General features: G+C 72.0%; 9 protein-coding genes. 7 read left to right on the top strand and 2 right to left on the bottom strand.

The annotated features are described in order from the left end of the window. Nucleotides 1-126 precede the first annotated feature (126 nt). On the bottom strand, nucleotides 127-702 hold the full coding sequence (locus tag ACFU99_RS19130; protein WP_384393290.1) for a TerD family protein: 576 nt from the start codon (nucleotides 700-702) through the stop codon (nucleotides 127-129). Between the two features lie 148 nt (nucleotides 703-850). Next, nucleotides 851-1,714 carry a heparin lyase I family protein gene (locus ACFU99_RS19125; protein ID WP_384393287.1) on the bottom strand — a complete coding sequence of 288 codons (864 nt, stop codon included), beginning with the start codon at nucleotides 1,712-1,714 and terminating at the stop codon, nucleotides 851-853. 351 nt (nucleotides 1,715-2,065) lie between these two features. Here ACFU99_RS19125 and ACFU99_RS19120 point away from each other — a divergent pair, with 351 nt between their 5' ends. The 7 genes from ACFU99_RS19120 to ACFU99_RS19090 form a co-directional block, all read left to right on the top strand. Then, complete coding sequence (locus ACFU99_RS19120; protein WP_384393283.1) at nucleotides 2,066-3,535, top strand: MFS transporter; 1,470 nt, start codon at nucleotides 2,066-2,068, stop codon at nucleotides 3,533-3,535. Nucleotides 3,536-3,545: 10 nt separating this feature from the next. Next, the gene (locus tag ACFU99_RS19115) at nucleotides 3,546-5,093 is read left to right on the top strand and encodes an FGGY family carbohydrate kinase (protein ID WP_384393280.1); all 1,548 of its coding nucleotides are present in this window, start codon (nucleotides 3,546-3,548) and stop codon (nucleotides 5,091-5,093) included. A gap of 32 nt (nucleotides 5,094-5,125) precedes the next feature. Next, the gene (locus ACFU99_RS19110; protein ID WP_384393278.1) at nucleotides 5,126-6,811 is read left to right on the top strand and encodes a glycerol-3-phosphate dehydrogenase/oxidase; all 1,686 of its coding nucleotides are present in this window, start codon (nucleotides 5,126-5,128) and stop codon (nucleotides 6,809-6,811) included. After that, complete coding sequence (locus ACFU99_RS19105; RefSeq protein WP_384393275.1) at nucleotides 6,808-8,361, top strand: FAD-binding oxidoreductase; 1,554 nt, start codon at nucleotides 6,808-6,810, stop codon at nucleotides 8,359-8,361. Before ACFU99_RS19110 ends, ACFU99_RS19105 begins: the two co-directional genes overlap by 4 nt. 29 nt (nucleotides 8,362-8,390) lie before the next feature. Next, nucleotides 8,391-9,047: a glycerol-3-phosphate responsive antiterminator gene (locus ACFU99_RS19100; protein ID WP_384393273.1), complete on the top strand. Its 657-nt coding sequence runs from the start codon at nucleotides 8,391-8,393 to the stop codon at nucleotides 9,045-9,047. Further along, nucleotides 9,044-9,346, top strand: coding sequence for a putative quinol monooxygenase (locus ACFU99_RS19095; protein WP_384393270.1), 303 nt, complete (start codon nucleotides 9,044-9,046; stop codon nucleotides 9,344-9,346). The genes ACFU99_RS19100 and ACFU99_RS19095 overlap by 4 nt, the downstream gene beginning before the upstream one ends. After that, nucleotides 9,343-10,425, top strand: a 1,083-nt coding sequence (locus tag ACFU99_RS19090; protein WP_384393267.1) for a zinc-binding dehydrogenase, incomplete at its 3' end; no start/stop codon positions are given. The genes ACFU99_RS19095 and ACFU99_RS19090, both read left to right, overlap by 4 nt.

Below are 10,425 nucleotides of genomic sequence, written 5' to 3'. Positions count from 1 at the left end.
GCGTAGTACGGGCCCCGCGGCGCGTTCCGTGCCGCGGGGCACTTCTTGGGACGCGCTGCCGGAGCCCGATGGTTGCGCGATGCACGTACGGCGTCGCGCAACCGCTCGGGGCAGCCGGTACGAGGGTCAGACGTTGACGCCGAAGTCGGAGGCGATGCCCGCGAGTCCGGAGGCGTACCCCTGGCCGATCGCGCGGAACTTCCACTCGCCGCCGTGCCGGTAGACCTCGCCGAAGACCATCGCGGTCTCGGTGGACGCGTCCTCGGTGAGGTCGTAGCGGGCGATCTCCCGGCCGTCGGCCTGGTTGACCACGCGCATGAACGCGTTGCGCACCTGGCCGAAGCTCTGGTTGCGCTCGTCGGCCTCGTAGATCGACACCGGGAAGACGACCTTCTCGACGTCGGCGGGCACGGCGGAGAGGTCGATCTTGATCTGCTCGTCGTCGCCGTCACCGCCGCCGGTGAGGTTGTCCCCGCTGTGGAGCACGGAGCCGTCCGGGCTCGCGAGGTTGTTGAAGAACACGAAGTGCTGGTCGCTGAGGACCTTGCCGCCCGCGCCGCACAGCAGCGCGGAGGCGTCCAGGTCGTAGTCGGCGCCGGTCGTGGTGCGGACGTCCCAGCCGAGGCCGACGATGACCGCGGTCAGACCGGGCGCCTCCTTGCTGAGCGAGACGTTGCCGCCCTTGGACAGAGTGACTCCCACGAAATGCCTCCCAGTGCGCCGTGCGCCGTAGCCAGATTTCAAAGATTGCGCAAGTGGTGAAGCATAGGTCACGATCCGCCCGTTCCCCCAACTCGGAGAGGCCCTCCCGGACACCCGTACGGGCACCCGTACGGACTCCCCGGCGAGGCTACTTCGACGCGCCGCCCGGAGACGAAGAAGCGACGTCCCCGTACGACCTGCCGACCGCCGCGCCGTTGAGGTACGCGGTCGCCGGGCCCGTGATCCCGTCGGCGCGGTAGACGCCCCATTTATCCAGCACCCGGTCCCCGCGCAGCGTCGCCGCCGCACGCCGCTGCCCGCCCCCGGCGAGCTGCTGCCGCTTGCCGTCGTGCCAGAGCTCCACCCACCCCTTGGCCGGGTCCTTCGAGATCCTGATGCCGACCACGAAGTCGTTCCACTCGTCCAGCTTCAGACCCGTGTGCCACAGCTGCGTGGTCTTCAGCTTCGGATCGCAGTACTCCAGGTCCACGGTGCCGTCGCCGCGGGCCCGCAGGGAGAGCGGCGGGGTCGCGGCGCCCGGCCCGTAGTCCTTGAGCTGCCAGAGCACCACCCACTTGCCGCGCTGGACGGGCAGCGGCCCCCACATCGAGCGCCAGTGGATATAGAAGACGTCGCCTTCCTTCGAGAAGCGCAGCGGCGATCCGTCGGCCGTGCGGTGCCCGCGCGTCTCGACCCGGACCCTGGTGTCGGCGTCCTCCTTCTTGCCCGAGGTGTGGAGCTCGTACGACTTCCCGTACCGGCCCTTGGGGTCGTCCACGACCTTCACCGAACCGGGCTTGGTCTCGATGCCCTCGAACGACTTCGCCCCGAGCGCCGGATCCGCCTTCCACAGCAGACCGCCCGCGCCGGCGCCCTTGGCATCTCCGGCGCCCCCGGTCGCCGACGCCGTCCAAGCCCCCGCCCCCGCGACGACCACGACCGCCAGACCGACGCCCAGCCGAATCCGCCTCCTACGCGAGTGGCAGCGGGAGCGAAAAAGGGATACGACCATCACGGCCTCCTCTATGTGAGGCACCCATAGCGGAGAGTGAGCGGCGGGGCGCCTGCGAGGTGTGCAAGCTAGGGTCGCCATCAGAAGGCGTCAAGTGGCTCTTACCTATGGCAAGTTGGCTTCTCCAGCGGTCTCGGGGAGGGCTTCCGCGCAGGTCCGGCGCGGGCCATGCCCCCGCACAGAACCATTGCGCCCAGGTGTTTTCTCTGGAAACTCTTGACGCGGCCGAGACAACCTTCTTAATGTCGCCCTAGTTCTTTAGGCAGGCACAGACGCAGACCACCTGTCGGTGGCTTCGCCGTGCCTATGCTCACTGTTCTGCCATCGACCGGTCCTTCGAAGGACGGGCACATGGCACAACGGCAGAGCGTCAATGGCGTCGCTGACGTCGTAGCGCTGATCGACGGCCTCGGGAAACTCACCGGCCGGGCGCAATTCATCTGGTACCTCGTGTTCGGGGGGCTCTTCCTCGACGCCTATTCCAATGCCGCGCTCAGCGCCGGTCTCGCTCCGATGACCGAGCAGATGTCGCTGAGCAGCACCCAGGTGTCGGTGCTCACCGCCACGGCCCCCGCCCTGGCCATCATCTTCAACCCGGTCGGCGGCTGGCTCGCCACCCGCATGGGCCGGGTTCCCCCGCTGCTGATGGCCAAGGTCTTCGCGCTCCTCGGCGCACTGCTCGCCGGGTTCGCGGGCGACTTCACCATGGTCTGGATCGGCCGGGTGCTGGTCGGCGTCGCATATGGCATCGACTTCGCCGTCGCCATGGCGCTGCTCGCCGAGTACACCCCCGCCAAGATCCGCGGCCGCCTCAACCTCTGGCAGGCGGTCTGGTACATCGCCACCACCAGCAACCTCGCGCTGGCCCTCGTCTTCTACAACTTCGACGTCGGCGCGGACATCTGGCGCTGGTCGGTGGGGTCCGCGGGCGTCGTGGCCGCCGTGCTGCTGGTCCTCCAGATCTTCTTCCTGTCGGAGAGCCCCTCCTGGCTCGCGACCAAGGGGCGGCTGGAGGACGCGGTCCGCAGCCTCCACAAGATCTTCGGCATCTCCGCCGTGGCGGGCGCCCCGGCCGCCGAGGGCGGCGAGGCCGCGCCGGCCGCCCCGGCGATCGGGATGCGGCAGGCCGGCATCCTCTTCCGCGGCCGGTATCTGCCGCGCACCGTGCTCTCCTCGGTGATCTCGCTGGCCCAGGCCATGCAGTACTTCGCGGTGGGCTGGTACCTCCCGCTGATCAGCCTCACCATCTTCGGCGAGAGCTTCGAGAAGGCCACCATCGGCTCGATGGTCTTCAACGCCTTCGGCATCGTCGCGGGCATCGCCTCCGCGTACTTCGCGCGCCGCCTGGGGCTGCGCCTCAGCTCGGCCGCCGGTTTCGCCGGAGTGCTCATCGCCCTGGTCGCGATGGGGCTGACCTTCGGCAAGGTGCCGACCGCGGTCGCGTTCATCCTGCCGGTGCTGTTCATCCTCTGCCACGCCGCGGGACCGGGCGCCAACGGCAAGTCGATCGCCGCGCTCTCGTACCGCAGCGAGGTGCGGACCCTGGGCACCGGCGTCACCGGCATGGTCGGCAGCTTCGGCAGCGTCGTGGGCCTCTACCTCTTCCCGCAGATCAAGGACGCCCTCGGTCTGGCCGACACCTTCCTGGTGATCGCCGTCGTCCCGCTCGCCGGCCTGATCACGTGTCTGGTCATCAAGTGGGACCCGACGAAGGCGAAGGTCTCCCCCGACGACGAGGAAGAAGACGACGGGACCGGGACCGGGGCGCTGAACGGCTCCGCGCGCACGACACCGGCCGCGGCAGCGGCCGGCACGAACTGAAAGGGCTGCGATGACGCAGACACACCACGGCTCGGCGCGGCGGCTCGGCGTGCTCGCCGTCGACGAGGGCACCACGGGCACCCGGGCCGGCGTGGTCCTGGACTCCGGCGCGGTCGGGCACGTCCGCTACCGGCCCATCGAGGTCAGCCACCCCGACGACGCGTCGGTCGAGCAGGACCCGTGGGAGATCTGGACGGCCACCCTCGACGTCTGCCGGCAGGCCCTGGCCTGGGCCCGCGACGAGAACGTCGAGGTGACGGCCGTGGCGCTGTCCACCCAGCGGGCCACCGCCATGCTGTGGGACCGGCGCACCGGCCGGCCGCTGGCGCCCGCCGTCGTGTGGCAGGACCGGCGGTACGCGCGGGAGCTGCTCGCGTACGAGCGCGAGTGGGACGAGGTGCTGACCGCGCGCACCGGGCGGCCGGTGGGCAGCCGCGCCCCCTTCTACTGGGCGGCCCGGCAGATCGCCGAGCACCCGGAGGTCGCCGCCGCGGCGCGTGAGGGCCGGCTGGTCTTCGGCACCGTCGACACCTGGCTGATCTGGCAGCTCACCGGCGGCGCCGTGCACGCGACGTCCGCCACCAACGCCTGCTCCACCGGCGGCTATCTGCTGGAGCGGCACGCGTGGGACGAGGAGTGGATCGCCCACCAGGGCTTCCCGCTGGAGCTGCTGCCCGATCTCCTCGGCGACGACGAGTGCGACGGCGTCACCGACGAGGCGCTGCTGGGGATCTCCGTGCCGGTGGCCGCCACGATGGGCGACCAGCACGCGGCGCTGATCGCGCTGGGCGGTCTCGCGGCCGGGCGCGGCATGTGCGTGTACGGGACCGGGGCGTTCGTGGACGTGGCGACCGGGGAGCACCCGGCGCTGCCCCGGCCGGGGATCTCCGGGGTGCTGGCCCAGCCCGGCTGGCGGCAGGGCGGGGTGACGCAGTTCAGCCTGGAGGCGTACTGCTCCACGACCGGCTCGGCGCTCCGCTGGCTCTGCGACGACCTCGGCTTCTTCGCCTCCCCCGCGGAGATCGGCGAGCTGGCCCTGAAGGCCCCCGCGAACGGCTCGGCGTGGTTCGTGCCGGCGCTGGCCGGGATCCGTACGCCCGCGTGGCGGCCGAACGCCACGGCCGCCCTGACCGGCCTCAGTCTCGCCACCACCCGCGCGGACATCGCCCGCGCCGTGATGGAGGGCATCGCGCACTCCGTCTGCGACCTGATCGACGGGGTCCGCGACACGATGCGGGCGCCGTTCGGCCAGCTGAGGGTGGGCGGCGGCGTGTCCGGCAGCGACGCCCTGATGCAGATCCAGGCCGACCTCGTGGGGCTGCCGCTGGAGCGGGTCGCCGACTCGGCGACGGCCAGCCTGCGCGGCAGCGCCTATCTGGCCGGGGTCCGGCAGGGCCTGTGGTCCGGTCTCGACGAGGTCGTCGAGGCGCAGCCGCGCGGCCGGATCTTCGAACCCGCGATGTCCGCGGCCGAGCGGACCGAGCACCGGGCGGGCTGGCAGGCGGTCGTCGAGCCGCACCTGCGTGAGCCCGCGCGCGAAAAACCTGCGGACGACTGACACCCGTCCACCCGAAACACCAGGAGTTGATTGTGATCACCTTGCCCGCCCGCAAACCGCGGCGCGCCTCGGCCGGAGCGGCCCGCGCGAAGCCGCTGCTGCTCGACCGGGAGGCGTCCCGCCGGCAGCTGGGCCAGGACGTGTACGACGTGCTCGTCATCGGCGGCGGCGTGACCGGCGCGTACGCCCTGCTCGACGCCGTCTCGCGCGGCCTGCGCGCCGCGCTGGTGGAGAAGGACGACTTCGCCTCCGGCACCTCGTCGAAGTCCTCGAAGATGGTGCACGGCGGTCTGCGCTACATCGAACAGGGCAACGTCGGCCTCGTCCGGCACTCCCTGCTGGAGCGGCACCGGTTCCGCCGCAACGCCCCGCACCTGGTGCACCGGCTGCCGTTCCTCTTCCCGATCCTGGAGAAGGAGGGCATCTTCGACCCCCGGCTGGCCAAGGGGTTCGAGGGGCTGCTGTGGACGTACGACCTCATCGGCGGGTGGCGGATCGGCAAGCTCCACCAGCGGCTGACGGTCGAGGAGGTCCTCGCGCACGCGCCGACGCTGCGCGCCGAGAACCTCAAGGGCGGCCTGCTGTACTTCGACAGCCGCACGGATGACGCCCGGCTGACGCTGACGATCATCCGTACGGCCGCGGCGCTCGGCGCCACCGTGCTCAACGGCGCCAAGGTCGAGGGCCTGATCACCAAGCAGGGCCGGGTCGGCGGCGCGAAGGTGAGCGCGGACGGCGAGGTGATCGACGTACGGGCGCGCGCCGTGGTGAACGCGACCGGCGTGTGGACCGACACCGTCGACACCATGGCCGAGGAGGGGCACCGCCCGCAGGTGCGCCCGGCCAAGGGCGTGCACATCGTGGTGCCGTGGGAGAAGATCCGCAACGACTGCACGGTGACCGTGCCCATTCCGGGCCGCGCGCGCCGCGCCACCTGCACCCGCTGGGGCAACACGGTGGTGCTGGGCACCACCGACACCGACTTCCAGGGCTCCTCCGACGACGTGCACTGCACGCGCGAGGAGATGGACTTCCTGCTGGAGGGCGCGAACACGGCCTTCTCCACGAAGCTGACCCCGGACGACGTGGTGGGCTCCATCGGCGGGCTGCGGCCGCTGGTCGGCGGCAAGGAGGGCGCGACGCTGGACATGCGGCGCGACCACCACATCACGCTCGGCGCGGGCGGCATGGTCACCGTCACCGGCGGCAAGCTCACCACCAGCCGGCACATGGGCGAGCTGGTCATCGACAAGGTGATGACGGTCCTCGGCCGCAAGGCGCCCAGCCGCACCACCCACCTCCCGCTGATCGGCGGCGCGGGGTACGACGCCGAGGCCGTGGCCGCGTCCGGCGGGCTCGCCGCGCACTTCGGCGAGCGGTACGGCACCGAGGCCCGGTTCGTCCACGACCTGATAGCCGACGACCACTCCCTCGCCGACCCGGTCGTCGCGGGGCTGCCGTACACCAAGGCGGAGGTCGTCTACGCGGCGCGGTCCGAGATGGCCCGCTCGGTGGACGACGTGCTCTCCCGCCGCACCCGGTCCCGGCTGTTCGCCCGGGACGCGTCAGCGGCCGCCGCCCCCGAGGTCGGCCGGCTGCTCGGGCAGGAGCTCGGGCTCTCCCCGGAACAGGTCGACCAGCAGGTCACCGATTACCTGGCATCAGTCGCACACGAGAAGGCCGTCCTCTTCGAGGGCCCCGAAGGAGCAGCAGCATGATCAGCCGTCAGACCATCACCAACCCCTTCAACCGCGGTGACTACGTCGTGGGCGCGCCGACCCCGCCCCGCTGGGCGCGGACCACGCCGCCCGGAGAGGGCCCCGCGTCGCTCCAGTCGGACGCCGTCAAGGTGCCCGAGCCGGTCGTCGAGGAGCTGCGCGCCGCCGCCAAGGCGGTGCATGTCGAGCGTGCCGAGGTCGTGGCGCGGACCCGCGACTGGTGGGCCGGTTCCATGATCGGCGAGACCGACGGCAACCCGGCCACGCCCGACGCCGTGATCGTGGAGGCCGCGGACGCCAACCAGGTCGCGGCCGTGCTGCGGATCTGCCACGAGGCCGGGATACCGGTCACCGCCTCCGCCGGCCGCTCCAACGTCACGGGCGCGGCGCTGCCCGTCTTCGGCGGCGTGGTGCTGGACCTGTGCGGGCTCGACAAGATCATTTCGTTCGACGCCCAGTCCAACGTGGTGAACGTCGAGGCCGGCATGTTCGGCGACCTCTTCGAGAAGGAGCTCCAGGAGCAGTACCACGTCACCACCGGCCACTGGCCCTCCGCGTTCGCGCTCTCCACGGTCGGCGGCTGGGTCGCCTGCCGCGGCGCGGGCCAGCTCTCGACGCGCTACGGCAAGATCGAGGACATGGTCGTCGGCATCGACGTCGTGCACGCGGACGGCTCCAAGGCCACGTACGGCGACTACTCCCGTGCCGCGACAGGTCCGGACCTGCGTCAGCTGTTCATCGGCTCGGAGGGCACCCTCGGCGTCATCACGGCCGTACGGCTGCGGGTGCACCCCCTGCCGGACTACGCCAAGGCGCTCGCCTTCGGCTTCGAGACGTTCGCCCAGGGCCTGGAGGCGTGCCGCCGCATCCTCCAGCGCGGCGCGACCCCCGCGGCGCTGCGGCTCTACGACAAGCTGGAGAGCGGCGTCCACTTCGAGCACCCCGAGACGAACCTGCTGCTCATCGCGGACGAGGGCGACCCGGTGCTGGTCGACGCCACGCTGAAGGTGTGCGAGGAGGTCTGCGCCGAGTACGGGCCGGAGCTGGACAGCCAGACGGTCTTCGAGCGCTGGCTGCACGACCGGATGCTGACCGGCAAGTCCTCGGACGGCTTCACGCCCGGCCCCGGCTTCGTCGCCGACACCCTGGAGATGGCCGCGTCCTGGGCCGACCTGCCGGTGATCTACGACGAGGTGGTGGCGGCCATCCAGTCGGTACCCGGCACCCTCGCGGCCTCCGCCCACCAGTCGCACGCCTACACCGACGGCGCCTGCGTGTACTTCTCGCTCCGCGGCGACGTGGAGCGCGTCGAGCGCCGCCAGTGGTACCGCGCGGTGTGGGACGCGGCCAACGCCGTCCTCATCCGGCACGGCGCGGCGCTCAGCCACCACCACGGCTGCGGGCTGCTGCGCGGCCCCTACCTCCAGGACGCGCTGGGCGCGGGCTTCGCGACCTTCGTCGCCGCGAAGGAGGCCCTCGACCCGAAGGGCATCCTCAACCCTGGCAAGCTGGGACTTCCCAGCGGCTTCGGCACCGCTCCGCTCAGCTGAAGCGCCCCCTCCCCGCAACCAGGTAGGTCATGAACCCCAGCCACCGGCCTCGGGCCGTGCTCGACCCCCGGATCTCGGCGGCCCTCGCCGAGGTGCCGGTCATCGCGTCGGTCGTGGGCCCGCAGCTGCTGCGGCAGTTCGCCGAGGCGCCGGCATCGGTGTGCATTCTCGCGTCGATGTCGGTGGGACAGCTGCCGCAGATCGTCCCGGCCCTGCGCAAGTCCGGCAAGACCGTCTTCGTCAACGTGGACAGCAGTCCGGGCCTCGCGCAGGACCGGGGCGCGCTGGAGTTCCTCAAGCACATGGGCGCGAGCGGGATGGTCTCCACCCGGCTCTCGCTGGTCGAGAAGGGCCGCCCGCTCGGGCTCCTCACCATGCAGAAGGTCTTCGTCACCGACCGTTCCAATCTGCGCCGGAGCCTGGACGCGGTCGCCCGCGGCGTGCCCGATCTCGTCGAGCTGATGCCGGCGCCGATCGTCGCGCACATGAGCCCGGAGTCCCAGACGGCGATGTCGCCGTTCGTCGCCGCCGGGTTCATCGAGACCGCCCAGGACGCGGCCGTGGCCATCGCGGTGGGCGCCAGCGCCGTGGCCACCTCCGACCCCCGCCTGTGGCAGCTGCGCCGGGCCCCGCTCCCGCCGGTCCCGGCGCACGCCGCCCCCCTCGTCAGGAGAAGAACAACGTGAGTCATGTCGTCATCGCCCGCTACCGCACCGCGCCCGGCGCGCAGGACGAGGTGCTCGCCCATCTCGCCGAGATGGCGCGGGCCTCGCTGGGCGAGAGGGGGTGCCGCGGGTACCGCGTCCATCAGGGCACGGCGGACGACCGGACGATCGTGCTCTACGAGGAGTACGACGCCGAGGCGGACTTCGCCGCGCACTGCGCCAGCGAGCACTTCAAGGCCATCGTCCTGGGCAAGGTGGTGCCGCTGCTGGAGCACCGCGAGGTCGTGCAGGTCACGCCGCGCGGGGAGGCCGCCGTATGAGGATGCCGGCGGCGGTGCTGCGCACCACTTCGACGGAGCGGCCGTACGGGACCAGCCGGCCGGTGGAGATCGAGGAGGTCGAGCTGGGCGGCCCGCGCGAGGGCGAGGTGCTGGTGCGGATCGCCGCGGCGAGCCTGTGCCACTCCGACCTGTCGGTCGTCAACGGCGACCGGGTCCGGCCGCTGCCGATGGTCCTCGGGCACGAGGCGGTCGGCGTGGTCGAGGAGGCCGGGCCGGGGGTGCGCGATGTCGCGGCGGGCGACCATGTGGCGCTGGTCTTCGTGCCGAGCTGCGGGCGGTGCGTGCGGTGCGGCGAGGGTCGTCCGGCGCTGTGCGCGGCGGCGGCCGAGGCCAATGGGTCGGGCGGGCTGCTGCACGGCCCGTCGCTGCTGCGCGGCGCGGACGGTGAGCTGATCAACCATCAGCTGGGGGTCTCGGCGTTCGCGCGGTACGCGGTCGTCGCCCAGGAGTCCGTGGTCAAGATCCCCGAGGACGTGCCGTTCTCCGTGGCGTCCATGTTCGGCTGCGCCGTGCTGACGGGCGCGGGCGCGGTCATCAACACCGCCTCCGTGCGGCCCGGTCAGTCGGTGGCCGTGCACGGTCTGGGCGGGGTGGGGCTCTCCGCCGTCCTCGGCGCCCGCGCCGTCGGCGCCTGGCCCATCGTCGCGGTCGACCCCTCCCCCGCCAAGCGGGAGCTGGCGTTGCGGCTCGGCGCGAGCCATGTGTTCGCGCCCGAGGACGCGGGGGCCGTGGCCGATGTGACGGGCGGCGGCACCGAGTTCGCCGTGGAGGCGGTCGGCAGCCCGCAGGTGATGGCGGGGTGCCTTCAGTCCGTGGCCCGCGGCGGCACCGTCGTCTCGGTGGGCCTGCCCGCGCCGGGCCGCACCCTGGAGGTCCCGGCCCTGGCGTTCGCCGGCGAGGGCAAGTCTCTCGTCGGCTCGTACATGGGCGACGCGGTGCCGCGCCGGGACATCCCGCGGTATCTCGGTCTGTGGCGGTCGGGGCAGATGCCGGTGGAGCAGATGCACACCGGGACGCTGCCGCTGGGCGAGTTGAACACGGCTATGGAGGACCTGGCG

Source organism: Streptomyces sp. NPDC057654 (assembly GCF_042800135.1).
Taxonomy (GTDB): Bacteria; Actinomycetota; Actinomycetes; order Streptomycetales; family Streptomycetaceae; genus Streptomyces.
This window is presented reverse-complemented; position numbering and strand designations above follow the sequence as displayed.

What these genes read in the sequence shown, in the direction of transcription:
- ACFU99_RS19105 (WP_384393275.1), top strand. Translation starts at nt 6,808, where the DNA reads ATGATCAGCCGTCAGACCATCACCAACCCCTTCAACCGCGGTGACTAC.
- ACFU99_RS19115 (WP_384393280.1), top strand. Translation starts at nt 3,546, where the DNA reads ATGACGCAGACACACCACGGCTCGGCGCGGCGGCTCGGCGTGCTCGCC.
- ACFU99_RS19100 (WP_384393273.1), top strand. Translation starts at nt 8,391, where the DNA reads ATGAACCCCAGCCACCGGCCTCGGGCCGTGCTCGACCCCCGGATCTCG.
- ACFU99_RS19120 (WP_384393283.1), top strand. Translation starts at nt 2,066, where the DNA reads ATGGCACAACGGCAGAGCGTCAATGGCGTCGCTGACGTCGTAGCGCTG.
- ACFU99_RS19125 (WP_384393287.1), bottom strand. Translation starts at nt 1,714, where the DNA reads ATGGTCGTATCCCTTTTTCGCTCCCGCTGCCACTCGCGTAGGAGGCGG.